The sequence below is a fragment of the Vibrio sp. YMD68 genome (assembly GCF_029958905.1).
Taxonomy (GTDB): Bacteria; Pseudomonadota; Gammaproteobacteria; order Enterobacterales; family Vibrionaceae; genus Vibrio.
Map to the genome: position 1 here is coordinate 2,508,865 of NZ_CP124614.1, position 17,706 is coordinate 2,526,570.

The 17,706-nt window shown below is 43.1% G+C and carries 15 protein-coding genes; 3 read left to right on the forward strand and 12 right to left on the reverse strand.

Going from position 1 to position 17,706, the window contains the following annotated elements; genetic code table 11:
- Positions 1-34: 34 nt before the first annotated feature.
- Positions 35-1,324 carry an NCS2 family permease gene (locus QF117_RS17425; protein ID WP_282387206.1) on the reverse strand — a complete coding sequence of 430 codons (1,290 nt, stop codon included), beginning with the start codon at positions 1,322-1,324 and terminating at the stop codon, positions 35-37.
- 1,022 nt (positions 1,325-2,346) lie between these two features.
- Between QF117_RS17425 and QF117_RS17430 the strand changes: the two genes are divergently transcribed.
- On the forward strand, positions 2,347-3,819 hold the full coding sequence (locus QF117_RS17430) for an aminoacyl-histidine dipeptidase (protein WP_282387207.1): 1,473 nt from the start codon (positions 2,347-2,349) through the stop codon (positions 3,817-3,819).
- 111 nt (positions 3,820-3,930) lie between these two features.
- On the opposite strand, the gene QF117_RS17435 is transcribed toward QF117_RS17430, so the two are convergent.
- The 3 genes from QF117_RS17435 to QF117_RS17445 all read right to left on the reverse strand — a co-directional run bounded on the left by QF117_RS17435 (position 3,931) and on the right by QF117_RS17445 (position 7,113).
- Complete coding sequence (locus QF117_RS17435) at positions 3,931-5,292, reverse strand: sodium-dependent transporter (RefSeq protein WP_282387208.1); 1,362 nt, start codon at positions 5,290-5,292, stop codon at positions 3,931-3,933.
- Positions 5,293-5,775: 483 nt separating this feature from the next.
- Complete coding sequence (locus QF117_RS17440; RefSeq protein ID WP_282387209.1) at positions 5,776-6,546, reverse strand: YggN family protein; 771 nt, start codon at positions 6,544-6,546, stop codon at positions 5,776-5,778.
- 87 nt (positions 6,547-6,633) lie between these two features.
- On the reverse strand, positions 6,634-7,113 hold the full coding sequence (locus tag QF117_RS17445) for a GreA/GreB family elongation factor (protein WP_282387210.1): 480 nt from the start codon (positions 7,111-7,113) through the stop codon (positions 6,634-6,636).
- Positions 7,114-7,197: 84 nt separating this feature from the next.
- Between QF117_RS17445 and QF117_RS17450 the strand changes: the two genes are divergently transcribed.
- Positions 7,198-9,114: a RecQ family ATP-dependent DNA helicase gene (locus tag QF117_RS17450; RefSeq protein WP_282387212.1), complete on the forward strand. Its 1,917-nt coding sequence runs from the start codon at positions 7,198-7,200 to the stop codon at positions 9,112-9,114.
- Here QF117_RS17450 and dinB read toward each other — a convergent pair.
- Positions 9,101-10,165 (reverse strand): DNA polymerase IV, encoded by a 1,065-nt coding sequence (dinB, locus tag QF117_RS17455; RefSeq protein ID WP_282387214.1) that lies wholly within the window; start codon positions 10,163-10,165, stop codon positions 9,101-9,103. The two genes, QF117_RS17450 and dinB, sit on opposite strands and share 14 nt — an antisense overlap.
- 245 nt (positions 10,166-10,410) lie before the next feature.
- On the opposite strand from dinB, the gene QF117_RS17460 reads away from it, so the two are divergent.
- Positions 10,411-11,628 carry a diguanylate cyclase gene (locus QF117_RS17460; RefSeq protein WP_282387216.1) on the forward strand — a complete coding sequence of 406 codons (1,218 nt, stop codon included), beginning with the start codon at positions 10,411-10,413 and terminating at the stop codon, positions 11,626-11,628.
- A gap of 123 nt (positions 11,629-11,751) precedes the next feature.
- Here QF117_RS17460 and nqrM read toward each other — a convergent pair whose 3' ends face one another.
- From nqrM to QF117_RS17495, 7 genes are all read right to left on the reverse strand, one after another.
- Positions 11,752-11,985, reverse strand: coding sequence for a (Na+)-NQR maturation NqrM (gene nqrM / locus QF117_RS17465; protein ID WP_282387217.1), 234 nt, complete (start codon positions 11,983-11,985; stop codon positions 11,752-11,754).
- 46 nt (positions 11,986-12,031) lie between these two features.
- A complete protein-coding gene (locus QF117_RS17470; protein WP_282387218.1) occupies positions 12,032-13,039 on the reverse strand; it encodes an FAD:protein FMN transferase in 1,008 nt (335 codons plus the stop codon).
- Positions 13,040-13,207: 168 nt separating this feature from the next.
- A complete protein-coding gene (gene nqrF / locus QF117_RS17475) occupies positions 13,208-14,434 on the reverse strand; it encodes an NADH:ubiquinone reductase (Na(+)-transporting) subunit F (protein ID WP_282387219.1) in 1,227 nt (408 codons plus the stop codon).
- 34 nt (positions 14,435-14,468) lie between these two features.
- The gene (nqrE, locus tag QF117_RS17480; RefSeq protein WP_017035036.1) at positions 14,469-15,065 is read right to left on the reverse strand and encodes an NADH:ubiquinone reductase (Na(+)-transporting) subunit E; all 597 of its coding nucleotides are present in this window, start codon (positions 15,063-15,065) and stop codon (positions 14,469-14,471) included.
- A 7-nt stretch (positions 15,066-15,072) separates the two neighbouring features.
- Positions 15,073-15,705, reverse strand: a complete 633-nt coding sequence (locus QF117_RS17485; RefSeq protein WP_017035035.1) for an NADH:ubiquinone reductase (Na(+)-transporting) subunit D — start codon at positions 15,703-15,705, stop codon at positions 15,073-15,075.
- Positions 15,705-16,472 carry a Na(+)-translocating NADH-quinone reductase subunit C gene (locus tag QF117_RS17490; RefSeq protein ID WP_282387222.1) on the reverse strand — a complete coding sequence of 256 codons (768 nt, stop codon included), beginning with the start codon at positions 16,470-16,472 and terminating at the stop codon, positions 15,705-15,707. The genes QF117_RS17485 and QF117_RS17490 overlap by 1 nt, the downstream gene beginning before the upstream one ends.
- The gene (locus QF117_RS17495; protein ID WP_017035033.1) at positions 16,462-17,703 is read right to left on the reverse strand and encodes an NADH:ubiquinone reductase (Na(+)-transporting) subunit B; all 1,242 of its coding nucleotides are present in this window, start codon (positions 17,701-17,703) and stop codon (positions 16,462-16,464) included. Before QF117_RS17495 ends, QF117_RS17490 begins: the two co-directional genes overlap by 11 nt.
- Positions 17,704-17,706 lie beyond the last annotated feature (3 nt).

Consider the following 17,706-nt stretch of genomic DNA (forward strand, 5'->3'; position numbering starts at 1 on the left):
GTATAAACCTAATAATTTTAAAATATGAATGTTGTTATTCTACGATGTACTTAATGATAAAAATGGCCGACATTACCCAAACACTTAGAGAAACGTCGCGACCCTTACCACTCAATGCTTTAATCGCTGCATAGCTAATAAAACCTAGCGCGATTCCTTCAGCAATAGAGAAGGTGAGTGGCATCAACAAGCAAGTCACAACTACGGGTGCCGCTTCTGTCAAGTCACGCCAATCAATGCTCACTAAACCTGAAAGCATTAATATCGCAACATAAAATAACGCACCAGTTGTTGCATACGCCGGGATCATACCAGCAAGTGGCGAGAAGAATAATGCAAGAATGAATAAAATGCCAACTACAACCGCAGTTAATCCGGTACGGCCACCGGCTGAAACGCCAGCCACACTTTCAATATAAGAAGTGGTATTTGAGGTACCAAGCAAAGCACCGACAGAGGTTGCTGTTGAATCCGCTAGAAGAGCACGATTCAAACGAGGGATTTTCCCCTCTTTATCGATTAAGTCAGCCTTTTGAGCAACGCCAACCAGCGTACCTGCGGTATCAAACAGATCAACAAATAGGAACGCAAATACAACTGAAATCATACCCACTTCAAATACCGCTGAGAAATCAAGCTGCATAAAGGTTGGAGCAATGCTCGGTGGTGCAGACATAATGCCTCCCCATTGAACATCACCAAACACTAAACCTAGCGCTGTAACCACTAGAATCGCTATCATTACCGCGCCTTTAAGACCGCGGTGAACCAATGAAATCGTTAGGAAGAAGCCGATGGCGGCTAACACCGCTGATAGAGATGTGATATCACCCATTGAAACAAGTGTCGCTGGGTTATCAACGACGATGCCTGCGTTTTTCAAACCAATTAACGCTAGAAACAGACCGATACCAGCAGAAATACCGGTTCGTAATGACATAGGAATGGAATTGATAATCCATTCACGGATCTTGAAGATGCTTAAAAGAATAAATAAAACACCTGACACAAAAACCGCAGCAAGAGCGACTTGCCATGTGTAGCCCATACCTAGAACAACCGCGTAGGTAAAGAAGGCATTTAGTCCCATGCCAGGCGCTTGGGCAATTGGGTAATTCGCTACAAAGCCCATAATGAAACAGCCAATAGCTGCGGCAAGACATGTCGCGACAAATACGGCGCCATGATCCATCCCTGCATCAGCGAGCATTGCTGGGTTAACAAAAATAATGTAAGCCATCGTTAGGAATGTCGTAACACCTGCAATGATCTCAGTCTTCACGTTCGTACCGTGTTCACTGAGTTTAAATAGCCTTTCGAGCATGATCGGGTCCTATAAGGGTAAAAAGTAAACGGTTGCGTAATCGATTGGCGTAAATTATAGAGTTATCAAATAACAAATTCCAGATAGAATTATGACTCTAATGAATATTTACGTATCGGCATGGTCATTGAGCAACAACCAACGCCAATAGAACAAGAGTAAAAACCTTAAAAATAAAACACTTAAGTAAATAGAGTAAAATATTGGCAATGGTGATTTTTTAGACCATGTTCTAAACTTTCAAAGTATTTTGAGGAAAAAACAAAAGGAAGGGATTGATTATGATGGCATAGAGGTTAAAGAAATGTTCTAAATATTAAAACCCAGCGTTATCGATTAAACCTAAGCCCGTGACTATTGCTCAGATAAAAAAACGCCACTCAAATTGAGTGGCGGTTGAATCATCTCAGCCATTAAGCTGTAAAAAAATTCCAATATATAGGGGTAAAACGTGTCGAGTATCCCGTTAGTGGCTACTCATAGTTTTGGTGATTAATAACCAAAACTGATTGGGTATACAAAGTCGCTAGTGTAAACATTGCTGTTAGTCCAGAACGTTGTAGTTGGTAAACTTTTCATAACTATCACCTTAAAATCAATTAAATACCATTTGATTCTCAGTTCCATGGAGGCGATTAACGGACTCATCCTTTGAGCATTTTTTCTTCTTTCTGAAGTTGAGTATTAATATACCACCAAGAAATTTAATTACAACAACAAAGTGATGCAAATCACAAAAAAACCCATAACAGACTCAAATTGTGTAATTAAATTACAAAAAAAACACTATTCAAACTGAATGACAGCTGAAAGATAGGGATGTTGTTTCACTTAACAACCCAATAGCACCCGCCAATTCCATAATCCATTAAGGCTGTTGGTCACTTAGGCTACTCGCTGACCTAAGGTAATGGTATGCTGAGTACACGAGATTTTAAGCAGGGCAATAGATAGTCAAACAGTCTACTTCCTTGCATTAAACCCTATATAAATCTCAACAAAACAACATAAAGGAGTTAACCATGCCTGAGTTTCATTCTGAAATTAGTCGTTTATCACCCGCTTCAATTTGGCAGTTTTTCGATAAAATCTGTTCTATTCCCCACCCTTCTAAGCATGAAGAAGAGCTGGCTCAATACATCATTAGCTGGGCAAAAGCAGAAGGTCTTGATGTTCGCAGAGATCCGACGGGGAATGTCTTTATCAAAAAACCAGCCACACCAGGAATGGAAAACAGAAAAGGTGTTGTTCTCCAGGCTCATATTGATATGGTGCCACAAAAAAATGAAGATACCGTGCACGACTTCGCCAAGGATCCTATTCAGCCATACATTGATGGCGAGTGGGTCACAGCAAAAGGGACGACATTAGGTGCCGATAATGGCATTGGTATGGCATCGTGTCTGGCGGTTCTAGCTTCAAGCGAGCTTAAACACGGCCCACTAGAGGTCTTACTGACTGTCGATGAAGAAGCAGGAATGACGGGTGCTTTTGGTTTAGAAGCGGGTTGGTTAGAAGGTGACATTCTTCTCAACACTGATTCAGAACAGGAAGGCGAAGTCTATATGGGATGTGCTGGAGGTATTGATGGTTCAATGACGTTTAATATTCAGCGCGAAGCGATCCCAACCGGATATGTTACTCATAAATTGGCGTTAAAAGGTCTAAAGGGTGGTCACTCCGGCTGCGATATTCATACTGGCCGTGGCAATGCCAATAAACTCATTGCTCGTTTTCTTGCCGGGCATGCTCAAGAACTGGACCTACGATTAATTGGTTTCACTGGCGGTAGCCTTCGCAATGCTATTCCTCGCGAAGCCACGATCACCGTCGCGATCCCAGCGGATAACCAAACAAAGCTAGACGAGCTATTCAGTTTCTACACTTCCATGCTAAAAGACGAACTTGGCAACGTTGAAACGGACATCACTTCAATCAACGAAGCTTACTCTTCGACTGAGCAAGTTATCGCGACGGCTGATCAACAACGTTTCATTGCTGCGCTCAATGCTTGCCCTAACGGCGTGATCCGTATGAGTGATGACATTGACGGAGTGGTTGAAACCTCACTCAACGTTGGCGTAGTCACCACCGAAGAGAGCACTATCACGGTGTTATGTTTGGTTCGTTCTTTGATTGATTCTGGTCGAACTCAAGTTGAAGGAATGCTGGCGTCTGTTGCGGAGTTGGCAGGTGCAAGCATGGCATTCTCTGGCGCATACCCGGGCTGGAAGCCAGACGCTGACTCAGAAATCATGGTCATTTTCAGAGATATGTACGAAGGTATCTACGGCCATAAGCCCAATATTATGGTTATTCACGCCGGTTTAGAATGTGGGTTATTTAAAGAACCTTACCCAGAGATGGATATGGTCTCTTTTGGTCCAACGATCAAATTCCCTCACTCTCCCGATGAGAAAGTAAAAATCGATACGGTTGCTCTATATTGGCAGCAAATGGTCGCGCTATTGGAAGCTATCCCAGAAAAATCGTAATCAGTTCCACTGCCTTACCTGAAATAAAAAGCCGAGTCAGATGATGACTCGGCTTTTTATGTTCAGGCTCGGTGACCTTACATCGTCGATGCACTCGAATCCTTCAACACATTAGCCAAAAGAAGCCCAAATAACGGTAGCCACTAATACTGGGCAAACAAACTTGATATAAGCGGGCCACAGTTTTCCAAACCAACCTTGTGTAAATTCAGGGCAGCCTTGCTCAATCTCTTTGATTTTGCCATTTCTACTCCATACCCAACCACCAAATAGACAGAACAATAAAGCAGCAAATGGTTGTAGATATTGCGTTGCGACCATTGCCACCAGCCCAAACAGTTCAGCGAAATTATAGACAATAACCACACTCACGAGAGCAATAAGTCCACCAAGTACCCAGCTCGTTGGCGCACGAGATGTTTTGAAACGCTCTCCCACCAAAGCAACTGGACATTCCAGCATAGAGATAGAAGATGTGAGCGCGGCAATAGTGAGTAGTAAGAAGAAGACAACAGCAAATAACTGGCCCAATAAACCTAAGCTATCAAACATCAGTGGGAGTACGGTAAAAACAAGGGTGTCGGAGTTAAGCAATGAACCATCTTCAGCGTAAATCTGCACTCCTTTCTGCATAGCGACAAACATCGCTGGCATCACCACTAACCCAGCAATAAAGGCGACTCCAGTATCAACCAAAGTTACATTCATGGCCATTTTAGGTAAATTCTCTTTCTTACTTAAATACGAGCCATAAATCAGCATTGAACAACCACCAATGGTTAAAGAAAAGAAGCCCTGCCCCATTGCCGCTAGAATCAGTTTTCTATCTAAGACTTTTTCAAAATCAGGAACCAGGTAGTGCTTCAAGCCTTCAATTGCTCCTGATTGCATCATGATATAGACAAACAAAAGTGCAAAAAGAACCAGCAATGCAGGCATTAAGCGTCGAGACCACTTTTCAATCCCCTGCTTTACACCGCCTTGAACAATTAAAATCGTTAACACATAAAAAACAAGGGTGCCAAAGAGATTTCGTTCAACGCTAAACCCTTTGAACCAAGCCGTCGTTGCTTCCATTCCCAATAGATCAGTGATAGCGCCAATAAGAAAACTGATTAACCAGCCACCGACTACACTGTAGAAAGCAAGTACCGCACAGGGAACGGTTAATCCCAACCAACCAATACTGCTGCCAAGCTTCTTGGCCAATGAGTTATCCGTCAGTGAACGCATACTGTCAACAGGGTTAGCTTGTCCCGCTCGACCAATCGCCAGTTCTACTACTAGCATTGGAAAAGCAACAACCAAAATCATCAATAAATAAACCAGTAAGAAGGCTCCGCCACCATTACTCGCCACTTGAGTTGGGAAGCCCCAAATGTTACCAAGCCCAACAGCGGCACCTGCGGCCGCGAGAATGAATCCAATTCGAGAACTAAAATGCTCTCGTTGTGACGAACTTTGCCCAGACATAAAACTTCTACCAACGCATCATTAAACTAGTGTGCTAGTACGATATTGATAAATGAATAACAAAACAATGCCGAAGAGCAATAATTATACAAATGTACGCCCATTTGCAGTAGTTCAAACTGTAAAAATAGGCGTACATTAGTGAGAGGTTCCATTAAAAGGCCAAAACAACCGATAATCTGATGTTGATTCTAATACTGGTACTGAAAGTAGTGGTGGCGCTGAAACTAGTGCCGGTACGGCTAAACATGAACTGTTTCCTTTTGTAGAAAACACTCAGTCCGTTAAGCAATCCGTTCTTTAAGCAATTCGTTCTTTAAGTAATCCGTTCTTTAAGTAATCCGTTCTTTAAGTACTCTGCCCTTTAAATAGGTCTGCTTGTTAAATAAAAAAACGCCTATTCGATAGGCGCTTTCCGTAGTCATTCAATCATTGAAACTCACTACTCAACTCAACTCAACTCAACTCAACAGAGTCTCTCATTTAAATAGTGAAGACTTGATAATCTTTTAGTTCAGGAATCTTCAGGTGCAATTGTTGTTCTTGCCCTGCCATATCATCTAACGATTCACAAAGCTCTTCCGCCTGTTTTTGCACCTCTTGATTGTGCTCTTTTAATCGCTGCTCTACTTTGATTTTAATTTCAGCAAGACTATCTGCAAGCTCAGTTAAGTTCAGCCCACCATCATTTTGCATTTTTTCACTCATGGCATTAAACGCGCTTGAGATAAATTCTTGATTGAAGATCTCTTTTGCCTTTTCAAAATCGTCACTCCACGACTGCGTCATCGAGTCAAAGCTATCCGCCGGTAGCACTAAATCTCCATCTTTATAGTAACGAGCTTCAACGTCGGCTAAAAACGCACTGACCGAGGCTTTTACCTCTTCGAAGGCTTCAGGGGAATCCATGCTTTCGGCAATATCATCAACAATATCATTCACTAGTGCCACGCTATCACTGGCGACTTGTTTTGCTTTAGGTAGGTAACTGCTGATCTCTTCACGGTACTTTTTCAGGGCGGCCTGCTGTTCTGGGTTAAGAGGGACCTTATCTCCTAGAATGAATAAATCATTGTTTTCATCAACAACAGCGCTATCACCATTCTCTTTCACAACTTCAAACTGAGCATCGTTTAAATGGATTTCATTGTTCAAATTCACCTTACATTGCCCAGCCCACGCAGCTTGGCTCATCACTGCTTGACTCATCAATAAGGAAAGAAACAGTAGACCTTTTTTCATTTTATTATTCATCCTGTTATCCATTTATATCTCTTCTTCAACGTTGAAGCTCTTAATACCAATCACTAATTAATGCCAATCTCTAATTAGCAGTAATCTCTAGTGAATATCAATAATCTCATAATCATAGACTGAATCGCCGACCTTGAGTTCCACTTCATCACCCAGCTCTTTCCCCAACATCGCTTTGCCTAATGGAGCGAGAGGCGTAATGACCGACACGATATGCTCTTGCCATTTTACCGTCACACCACCAGAACACGGCCCCATAAATAAATGCTTGGTCTTCTCATCATCGCATAACAAGGTGACACACGAACCTAAAGCGACCTTCTCATCTTTTGAATCATGAATGATCATGGATTCGAACTGTTGTATCTCTTTTTCACACTCTTGAACCCGTAGCGCCTGACCATGAGCCAAATAAGAAGCCTCTAACGCGAGTGTGTCATATTTATGCTCTGGGACTGTTTCTTCGTCCGTCGCGGCATCAATCGCACGCTGAGTCGCTGATTTAGCGATTTCCCACTTTTCATTGAGTGAAATGAGGATTATTTGTTTTAGCTCTAATTTGTTCATACCGAAACAATCAATTTAGCAAGGAGCAACAGAATAGAATCAGGTAGAATCGAGCGCAAGCTTTTATAGGAATTAGGGTCAGACATGATTGAGCAGTCATTAAAACAAACATTTGGGTTTGATACGTTAAGAAGCGGTCAGAAGTTGGTGATTGATGCCGTGCTTTCAGGACAATCATGTGCCGCTATTTTCCCCACGGGCGCAGGAAAATCTTTATGTTACCAACTACCCGCACTGCACCTGCCCCATCTAACTCTGGTGATATCTCCGCTCCTCGCCTTGATGAAAGATCAGCTCAGCTTTCTTCACCGCCATGGCATTGCAGCGGCTTCCATTGATTCCAGCCAAGACAAGCAGCAGACTCAGCAAGTGATGACGGATGCACGTAGCGGGAAACTGAAGATACTGATGATTTCTGTAGAGCGACTCAAGAACGAACGTTTTCGTCAGTTTATCTCTCAAGTTCCTATCTCTTTGCTCGTCATTGATGAAGCCCACTGTATTTCCGAATGGGGGCATAATTTTCGACCTGACTATCTAAAGATCCCTCATTACCAGAAAGTGCTCAATATCCCACAAACCCTGCTGCTAACCGCAACCGCCACCACGGATGTTGTGAAAGACATGCAACGTAAATTTGAGATTTCTCAAGACAATACCGTCATTACAGGGTTTTACCGAAATAATCTCAATTTGAATATTCTACCCTGTGAACAACACGACAAACTCACTCAGCTCAATACGATCATTCAAGCTGCGCCGGTTTCTCCGACCATTGTTTATGTCACGCTTCAATACAGTGCCGAGTACCTTGCTCAGCAATTGCAGCAAACGGGTATTTCAGCTTTGGCTTACCATGCAGGGCTAGAGAGTGAAAAACGTGAGTATATTCAGCAGCAGTTTATGTCTGGTGAAGTCCATTGCATTGTCGCAACCATTGCTTTTGGTATGGGGGTGGATAAATCAGACATTCGCCGAGTCATTCACTTTGACCTTCCCAAATCCATAGAGAACTATGCGCAGGAAATAGGTCGTGCAGGCCGAGATGGTCATCCGTCTGAGTGTTTGCTGCTTGGCAATAAAGATGGGCTCAACACACTGCAAAACTTCGTTTATGGCGATACCCCCGATCGAGCTTCGATTGAATACGTCGTTGATGAAATCTATCAAAACTCACCACAGTGGGAAACGCAACTGACTCGCTTTTCACGTGATTCGAATATACGACAATTGCCTTTAAAAACACTGCTCGTTTATTTGGAACTAGAGGGAGTGCTTGCCCCTAAGTACAGTTATTTTTCTGAGTACCGATTTAAGTTTATCTCGACAAAAACCGATATTTTGCAACGCTTTCAAGGAGAGCGATACCAGTTTGTTACTGCGATCTTCGCCTGTTCACCAAAGGCAAGAACTTGGTGCCAAGTCGACTTTGAGGCTTTATGGTTAGGCTATCAGGCGGATCGTCAAAGAGTGATCAGCGCAATTGACTACTTCCATGAACAGGGTTGGATTGAACTCGAAAGTAAACAAATTACCGATGTGTATCAGGTTAACGACACCTCATGTCCGCAAGAGCAACTCGTCGACAAACTGAATCACCTATTCAAAAATAAAGAAAATGCGGAAACGAATCGATTAGCTGAAATGATTGATTTTTTCGAGTCTGACACCTGCTTGAGCCAACGTTTAGCGCTGTATTTTTCAGATCACAATGCACCAGAAACCTGTGGGCATTGCTCTGTATGCCAAGGTAACATTGCAACGTTGCCACACAAACAACCGGATGAAATCGATCCTAATTTGTTATCAGAGTGGCTAAACGAATTCACTCAGGCAAGTCAAAAAACGTTAAGTGATGAAGCCTTAACTCGAATGCTGTGCGGCATTACTACGCCACTGTCTACCAAATTGAAAGCCAAGAAAATGGCCGGCTTTGGCAAGTTAGAGGATTCATCATTTAGCCAGGTATTAATCCATGTTCAAGCGGCTAGAAAAAGCTGAGTTGTTTCGTCTCTATTTGTGGCTTAAGGAGAACACTTAAGCCGAGAAGACGAATTTCACGACCACGTTGACGTTTCATAATGTCTCTGAGTAAACCCTTGAAGTCATTAAGATCAAGTTGATGTTGAGTGTGCTCAATAGTCGTCTGTTGAAAGTCAGCAAACTTCAATTTGATCCCTTGCTTAATAATCAGTTTACTTGGGAGTGCTTTTTCAAGGCGCAACTCTAGCTCTGGAAACAATCGGTTTTCGATGACTGCCCAGCACTCTTCATAAGAGTGGATGTTACGACTGAATGTCCTCTCGACCCCGACGCTTTTTCTTTCTCGCTCTACAATGATCTCTCGATTATCAATGCCTTGGCTTCGCTTCCACAATGATGCTCCTAAACGACCAAATTGAGAAAGCAGCGAACGATAATCACATTCCCTTATGTCTCGACAGTAGAATAACCCAGCCTTATTCAGTTTTTCCAAACTCACCTTCCCTACACCAGGGAGCTTACCAAGTGGCAAACCATCCACCACTTCTTGCACTTTTTCCGGAGGGATCACGTACTGCCCATTAGGCTTATTTATATCAGAGGCGACTTTTGCTAAAAACTTAATGGGCGCCACACCTGCGGAAGCGGTAAGATGTAGCTCGTTCCAAATATCTCGTCTTATCGCTTCTGCAATGAGCGTCGCTGAACCATGACAATGAACGCTGCTCGAAACATCCAAATAGGCTTCGTCGAGTGATAACGGTTCAATCAACTCAGTATATCGAGAGAAAATATGCCGGATTTGATCGGACACTTCTTTATAGACCTTCATTCGCCCTGGGACAACAAGTAATTCCGGACACAGTTTTAATGCTCTTCCCGTCGGCATGGCGCTGTGGATACCAAATGCTCTGGCTTCATAATTACAGGTGCTTAGTACGCCGCGTTGCTTCTCTTTGCCGCCAACGGCTAAAGGGCGCCCCCGATAATGAGGATTGTCTCGCATCTCGACAGCAGCGTAAAAACAGTCCATGTCGACGTGAATGATTTTCCTGTTTTCTTTGTCCACACCGCCTCCTTATCGATAGCACCTTATCTACGCCCTCTTATTCTCACGAACAATCGGCCAAAACAGTCGGCTCTATGCACAATCATAAACACTGTTCATAAAAACAGTATAATTTATTTGCCGGTTAGTCGCTAGGTTCAAAAACAGTCATTAACGCTAAAAATAGCCATTCACGATAAAAATTTTCAAACGACTCTCAATTGTTCGTTTATTATTAAATAGACGTTAAAAAAATGGAGTTATCATTGGGCAGCAAAATATTAGTGGTCGAGGACAGCCGCGCTTTTCGTAACTATCTGCATTCTCTTCTTAGTGAAGCTGGCTACGACGTTTATTCAGCGGAATCTATTGCGGACGCTCAAAAGTTATTGGCTGAAGGGCATGATTTTCTCTGCGCGGTGCTCGATTATTGTCTCCCTGATGGGGAAGACGGAGAAATCATTGATATCGTCCTAGAGCAGAACTACAAAGTCATTGTTTTGACCGCCATGTTTCAAGAAGAAATTCGTGAAAGTGTTCTCGCTAAAGGGGTGCTGGACTACATTTTAAAAGACAGCATGGCCTCAGTTTCTTACTTGCTGCCACTGGTCAACCGATTGACCAACAATAAAATGCATAAGGCATTGGTTGTTGATGATTCTAAAGTCGTACGCAAACATATTTGTCAGTTACTGGAACACCAATACATTCACGTTATTCAAGCGGAAGATGGCCAGCAAGCCATAGAGATGTTGGAAACGGACCCTGAAATCACGTTGATCATTACCGATCATGATATGCCTGTCAAAGACGGTATTACCATGATCCGTGATATTCGAATTAACTATGATAAAAACCAGCTTGCTATTCTAGGTATATCTGGCAGCGATGATAGAACGATGACCGCTCGCTATCTCAAAGCGGGTGCCAATGATTTCCTTACCAAACCTTTCAATCAAGAAGAGTTTTTCTGCCGGGTTCATCAGGTTCTTGATATGAAAGAAGCCAACAGCAAACTGTATAGAATGGCCAATCAAGATTCTCTAACAGGGCTTTGGAATCGACGCTATCTGTTCCATCATTTGGATAAGAAAGTTGTCCATCAAAATATTGCAATGCTCGACATCGATTTTTTTAAAAAGGTGAACGACAATTACGGTCACGATGGTGGAGATGCTGCGCTAGTGACACTCGCTCACATATTAAAGATCTACTTCTCAAATGATATTGTCGTGAGGTTCGGTGGTGAAGAATTCTGCATTCAATCCAATGCGCCTAGTGATGAATTCTTATCGCGTTTAGAACATATGCGACAACGAATCGAAACGACGGCCATTTCCCACGAGGATCATGATATTTCCATCACAGTGAGTATTGGCGTTTCTAACATCAAAGGGAGCCTAAATGAGCAGATAAAGCTCGCAGACGACAGATTGTATCTGGCCAAGAATGCAGGTCGAAACCAGATCGTTTCGCAGAGCTAGTCGCTAGTGATATAGGTCGCGAGTTGATATAGAGCTTGGATTGACGCTAGGTACTACCCAATAAATTAAGCCCACTTACGTGGGCTTTGTTTTTATCTTTGTCTTTGAACCTGCGTAGATGAATTAAGCGATGCGGTTTTTTTCCCAAGCAGCCAACTTCTCAGCTCTAATCGCCGCTTTTTCCTCTCGTCTCTTTCTCGCATCACACGGCTCTGGGCAGTTACAGACTTTATCGATACCCATCGCATCAAGGCCGCCACAGCTTCCCTTGACGACTTTGCGTTGAAAAATGTACCCAACAGCCATTGCTGTGATAACAGCTAAAAATACGGCAAAGGTCACTAGAAATGTACTCATTGTCACTTGCTCACTGTAGTTAATTTAATTATGGGTTTACTTACGCTTAGTTGTGCTTTAAGTATGACTGAAATGCCGATGAAGTAAACTCTTCAAAACCCGATGGTGTTTTAACAATCATATAAACCGGAATATCATTCTCCTCAGCGATCGACATACCAATGGTCTCTCCTAGCACCATTAAGCCAGTTGCAAGGCCATCTGCAGTCATTGAGGAAGCATCGATAACCGTCACGGACACCACTTTATTATCGATTGGTTTACCCGTTTTAGGATTAATAATGTGTGAATATCGAACCCCATCACGTTCAAAGTAGTTTCGGTAATCACCGGAAGTCGCGATCGCCATGTCTCCTGGTTCAACAACCAGCTGCACAGCACGCTCTTCTACGCTTGGTTTTTCAATCGCAATACGCCAGCGCACACCTTCTCTATTGTGGCCTTTCAAACGCATTTCACCGCCAACTTCCACCATATAGTTATTAACACCAATGGATTCAATGTAATTGGCGACCACATCTACCCCCCAACCTTTTGCTATCGTTGAGAGATCAACATAAAGAGATGGCAGTGTTTTAGTTAATGACGTTTCAGCCGCGCTGAGATGTTCAATTCCTGTCATTGATTTACGAGCAGTCAGTTCTTCATCGGTTGGTACAACTTCACGACGCCCCTCTGGACCAAAGCCCCATAAGTTGACCAACGGGCCCACGGTGACGTCAAGCGCACCTTGAGTGAAATGATTAAGGCGTATAGCTTCTCGTACCACTGTCGCTGTTTCAGACGAGACTTCAAAAGGTGCATTGCCTTGATACTGATTGAATCGGCTTAATTCTGAATCCTTTCGGTACGTCGACATTTGATCATTAACCTCTTCGAGTAAGCGATCAACCTCAACCTGGATTTCAGAGGAGCTCAGTATCTCATCTGAGCTGATGTATTTTATGTTGTATGTGGTCCCCATTGTTGGGCCACTGATGTGGATCTGTTCAGCCGGTTTGTCACAACCAGACAGAACCAGTAAAGAAGTTAACGCAACAAGCCAATATTTCACCTGTTTACTCCTGTTTATAAAAATAGTGCGAAAAGTGAATAGAAAAAAGCAAACGTTACTCTCGATGCTTTCATGTGCTTTTCTCTAAAAACTCAAAATAAAACTCTTTAGGTCTAAAAATAATGGCCGACTCAAAGAGTCAGCCATTATTGAATAACTTACGGTAGATTAACCACCAAAGTCATCAAGAAGGATGTTTTCATCCTCTACACCAAGATCTTTAAGCATACCGATAACAGCAGCGTTCATCATTGGCGGACCACACATGTAGTACTCACAGTCTTCTGGAGCTTCGTGATCTTTCAGGTAATTTTCATAAATTACGTTATGAATAAAGCCCGTGTACCCATCCCAATTATCTTCTGGAAGTGGATCAGAAAGAGCACAGTGCCATACGAAGTTATCGTTCTCTTCTTGCAGCTTATCGAAATCTTCTATGTAGAACATTTCACGCTTAGAACGAGCACCATACCAGTAGCTCATCTTACGTTTAGAGTTTAAACGCAGCAATTGATCGAAGATATGTGAACGCATTGGCGCCATACCAGCACCACCACCAATAAAGACCATTTCATTGTCGGTATCTTTAGCGAAGAACTCACCAAATGGACCTGAAATAGTACACTTATCACCCGCTTTAAGTGACCAAATGTATGATGACATCACACCTGGTTTTACGTCTGGGTTATTCGGTGGCGGCGTCGCAATACGTACGTTTAGCTTAATCAAGCCTTTCTCTTCTGGGTATGAAGCCATTGAGTATGCACGGATTGAATGCTCATTAACGATAGACTCGTAACGGAAAAGGTTAAACTTATCCCAGTCACCACGATACTCTTCTGGAATATCGAAATCTGCGTACTTAATATGGTGCGGCTCAGCTTCAATCTGAATATAACCACCAGCACGGAACGGTACTTCTTCCCCTTCTGGGATTTTCAGTACTAGCTCTTTGATGAAGGTTGCTTCGTTATCATTAGAAAGAACTTCACATTCCCACTTTTTAACACCGAAGATTTCTTCTGGTAGCTCGATGTCCATGTCTGCTTTAACAGCAACCTGACACGCTAAACGCTCGCCTTCACGGGCTTCACCTTTAGAGATGTGATCAAGTTCCGTTGGCAGAATGTCACCACCACCAGATTTCACTTTAACGCGACACTGGCCACAAGAGCCACCACCACCACAAGCAGAAGATACAAAGATACCACTGCCTGCCATTGCACTTAGTAATTTGTCACCAGGAGAAGTAATAAAGCTCTTCTCAGGATCACCATTTACGGAGATAGTAACGTCACCTGTTGGTACAAGCTTCGATTTGGCAAATAAAATAATTAAAACCAAAGCTAGTACAATCAGGGTAAACATCACCACACCAAGGATAATAACTTGCATGACTATTCCTTAAAAATTGTGTCGTTTACCCGACCTACAGTTGAACACCAGAGAAAGACATAAAGCCTAGAGCCATCAAACCTACACTGATAAAGGTAATACCTAAACCACGTAAGCCTGGAGGCACATCAGAGTACTTCATCTTCTCACGAATACCCGCTAATGCGACAATTGCCAACATCCAACCAACACCAGACCCAAAGCCATAGACGACAGATTCAGCAAAGTTGTAATCACGAGTTACCATGAAAGATACACCACCAAAGATTGCACAGTTAACCGTAATCAATGGAAGGAAAATACCAAGCGCGTTGTACAAAGGCGGGAAGAAACGGTCCAGAACCATCTCTAGAATTTGTACAAGTGCTGCGATAACGCCGATGAATGCAATGTAGTTAAGAAAACTAAGGTCGACACCTTCAACTAACGCATTCTCTTTAAGAATATTCGTGTAAACAAGGTTGTTTACAGGAACGGCGATAGTCAGTACGACAACAACTGCGACACCAAGACCAAAAGAGGTTTTAACTTTCTTTGAGACCGCTAAGAAAGTACACATCCCTAGGAAAAAAGAAAGCGCCATATTCTCGACAAAAATCGATTTAACGAGAAGACTAATATAATGTTCCATAGCTACCTTACTCCTTCGCTTCTATTTGATCAGGTCGAATGATACGAATAGCCCAAATCATAAAACCAATCAGGAAGAATGCAGAAGGTGCCAATAGCATCATGCCATTTGGCTGATACCAACCACCGTTGCTTACAAGAGGAAGCACTTCCATACCAAATAGTTTGCCCGAACCTAGAAGCTCTCGGAAGAAAGCAACGGTCAGTAGGACAAAACCGTAGCCTAGACCATTACCAATACCATCGATGAATGATGGAATTGGCTCTGATTTCATCGCAAACGCTTCAGCACGGCCCATTACGATACAGTTAGTAATGATCAAGCCAACAAATACCGAAAGCTGCTTAGAAATATCGTAGAGGTAAGCTTTTAATACTTGATCTACAACAATAACTAAAGAAGCGATGATCGCCATTTGTACGATGATACGTACACTATTCGGAATATGATTACGGATAACAGAAACAAAGAAGTTAGAAAATGCAGTAACAAACATTACAGCAATTGTCATAACGAACGCAGTTTCTAGTTTAGTGGTTACAGCCAGAGCGGAACACACACCAAGCACTTGAAGAGCAATTGGGTTGTTATTCAATACCGGCGCTAAAACACTCTTTTTAACATCTTTTACTGTAGACATTAGTTTAGGCCTCCATCACGGACTTTAGCGAGGAATGGGCCAAAGCCCTTCTCACCTAACCAAAAGTCAAATGTGTTTTGTACGCCAACGCTCGTTAACGTTGCACCAGAAAGACCATCAACACCGTGTTCAGATCCAGCAGGTGCGCCACCTTTAACAACTTGAATAGCTGGCTGATCGTTTTCATCGAAAAGTTTCTTACCCGTAAACTGAGCACGCCAGTTTGGGTTTTCAACTTCACCACCAAGCCCAGGAGTTTCACCTTGCTCGTAGTACGTCACACCCGCTATCGTGTTGCCATCGGTTTCAATTGCAACAAACGCGTACATCATCGACCACAGGCCATTACCGTGAACAGGAATGATAACTTTAGAAAAGTCATTGCCATCTTTTACTAGGTAAACAACACCCGTATTAGCACGACGAATGATTTTCGCTTTGTCATCTTCTGCTGTCAGTCGAACTGATACTTCTGGATCTTTAGCCGCTTTACGTTGGTCGTACGCTCCTGCGTCACCATCAACGTATTCGCCAGTGGCAAAATCGACCAATCGTGGTTCGATGTTTTGTGCAAACAGTTCAGGGATAGATGCATCACCAGAAATACCTGCAACTTCAACGATTTTAGTCTGCTTATCAAGAACTGCGTTAGCTTGTTGCTTGTCGCGTAAACCAACCGCTGCAACAGATACAATGATTGAACATACTAAGCTTAATGCGATAACAACAAACAGCGTCTTTTTAATACTATCGTTATTACTTGCCATAACGCGCTAACCTCCGCTTAATGTTCTTCTCAACAACAACATGATCGAACAACGGTGCAAATAGGTTTGCGAATAGAATCGCTAGCATCATACCCTCTGGGTAGGCTGGATTCACAACCCTAATCATTACACACATTGCACCAATCAAAATACCGTATGCCCACTTACCGTTGTCGGTAAATGACGCAGAAACGGGATCGGTTGCCATGAAGAACATACCGAAGGCGAAGCCACCTAAAACAAGGTGCCAGTGCCAAGGCATGCTAAATAAGACGTTAGTATCAGAACCGATGACATTGAACAACGTTGACACAGCGACCATGCCAATCATAACACCGCCAATGATTCTCCATGAGGCAATCCCCATGTAAACGATCATGGCTGCACCAATCATCAGAGCAAGGGTAGACACTTCACCAATCGATCCTGGAATGTTACCAATGAAAGCATCCATCCAAGTGATTGTGTCGCCAGTCACCATGTTCACTAGTGCGCCTTCGCCACCTTGAGCCCATTGGCTAAGAGCCGTCGCACCAGAGAAACCATCAGCAGCAGTCCAAACAACATCACCCGAAATTTGAGCAGGGTATGCAAAAAACAAGAATGCACGACCAGCCAAAGCAGGGTTAAGGAAGTTACGACCCGTACCACCAAAGATCTCTTTAGCGACAACAACACCAAAAGTAATACCTAGTGCTGCTTGCCATAGAGGCAGAGTTGGTGGAACGATGAGTGCGAATAAAATAGAGGTAACAAAGAAACCTTCGTTAACTTCATGCTTACGCACCATACAGAAGAGAACTTCCCAAAACCCACCTACGATGAAGACCGTAGCGTAGATTGGTAAGAAGTAGGTTGCACCAAGGAGCATTTTGCTGCCCCACCCGGCTTCCGCACTTATAGTGCCGCCAACCATCTCTGTCAGCCAGTAGTGCCAGTTACCACTGATGACTGCCGCAAGCTCTGCGCCAGAATACATATGGTTAAGGGCTGCGATCGCTTGACCACCAGCGTTATACATACCCCAGAACATTGCTGGGAATACTGCGAACCACACCATAATCATGATACGTTTTAAATCAACGCTATCACGAACATGCGAGCTACGCTTTGTTACTAAACCTGGGGTGTAGAACAGAGTTGCCGCTGCTTCATACAAGGCAAACCATTTCTCATGTTTACCACCAGGCTCAAAATGATGCTCGATGTCTTCAAGAAACTTCTTAAGCATGGG

Excerpts from the sequence above, each read along its gene's own strand:
- QF117_RS17425 (WP_282387206.1), bottom strand. The coding sequence starts at position 1,324 with ATGCTCGAAAGGCTATTTAAACTCAGTGAACACGGTACGAACGTGAAG.
- QF117_RS17430 (WP_282387207.1), top strand. The coding sequence starts at position 2,347 with ATGCCTGAGTTTCATTCTGAAATTAGTCGTTTATCACCCGCTTCAATT.
- QF117_RS17435 (WP_282387208.1), bottom strand. The coding sequence starts at position 5,292 with ATGTCTGGGCAAAGTTCGTCACAACGAGAGCATTTTAGTTCTCGAATT.
- QF117_RS17440 (WP_282387209.1), bottom strand. The coding sequence starts at position 6,546 with ATGAATAATAAAATGAAAAAAGGTCTACTGTTTCTTTCCTTATTGATG.
- QF117_RS17445 (WP_282387210.1), bottom strand. The coding sequence starts at position 7,113 with ATGAACAAATTAGAGCTAAAACAAATAATCCTCATTTCACTCAATGAA.
- QF117_RS17450 (WP_282387212.1), top strand. The coding sequence starts at position 7,198 with ATGATTGAGCAGTCATTAAAACAAACATTTGGGTTTGATACGTTAAGA.
- nqrM (WP_282387217.1), bottom strand. The coding sequence starts at position 11,985 with ATGAGTACATTTCTAGTGACCTTTGCCGTATTTTTAGCTGTTATCACA.
- nqrF (WP_282387219.1), bottom strand. The coding sequence starts at position 14,434 with ATGCAAGTTATTATCCTTGGTGTGGTGATGTTTACCCTGATTGTACTA.
- nqrE (WP_017035036.1), bottom strand. The coding sequence starts at position 15,065 with ATGGAACATTATATTAGTCTTCTCGTTAAATCGATTTTTGTCGAGAAT.
- QF117_RS17485 (WP_017035035.1), bottom strand. The coding sequence starts at position 15,705 with ATGTCTACAGTAAAAGATGTTAAAAAGAGTGTTTTAGCGCCGGTATTG.
- QF117_RS17490 (WP_282387222.1), bottom strand. The coding sequence starts at position 16,472 with ATGGCAAGTAATAACGATAGTATTAAAAAGACGCTGTTTGTTGTTATC.
- QF117_RS17495 (WP_017035033.1), bottom strand. The coding sequence starts at position 17,703 with ATGCTTAAGAAGTTTCTTGAAGACATCGAGCATCATTTTGAGCCTGGT.